Origin of the sequence: Verminephrobacter aporrectodeae subsp. tuberculatae At4 (assembly GCF_000193225.1) — a bacterium.
GTDB classification, from domain to species: Bacteria; Pseudomonadota; Gammaproteobacteria; order Burkholderiales; family Burkholderiaceae_C; genus Acidovorax; species Acidovorax aporrectodeae.
Genome location: NZ_AFAL01000927.1, coordinates 1 through 319 on the forward strand (window position 1 = coordinate 1; position 319 = coordinate 319).

A 319-nucleotide genomic window follows, 5' to 3' on the forward strand; every position below is an offset into this window, starting at 1 on the left:
CCGCCCCCGCCACGGCCTTTGCGGTCAGCAGCGGCAGTGGCCTGGCCATAGGCGTCGAGCGCGCCGCGGTGGACGCCACGGCCAAGACCGTGACCCTGCGCCTGAGCCGTGCCGTGGACCACGGCGAGACCGTGAACCTGAGCTACACCCGGCCCGCGAGCGGCAACGAGGTCCTGCAGGACGCCGCCGGCAACGCCGCGGACAGCATCATCCACCAGGTGGTGAGCAACAACTCCGCAGCCGATACCACGGCCCCGGTGATCCACAGCATCACGGTCACCGGACGCGATCTGGTGCTCAGCTACACCGAGGCGAGCAG

The 319-nt window shown here is 70.5% G+C and carries 1 protein-coding gene; it reads left to right on the plus strand.

From position 1 onward, the window contains the following. On the plus strand, window positions 1-319 hold a 319-nt coding region (locus VTU_RS29870; RefSeq protein WP_010109417.1), incomplete at both ends, for a SwmB domain-containing protein.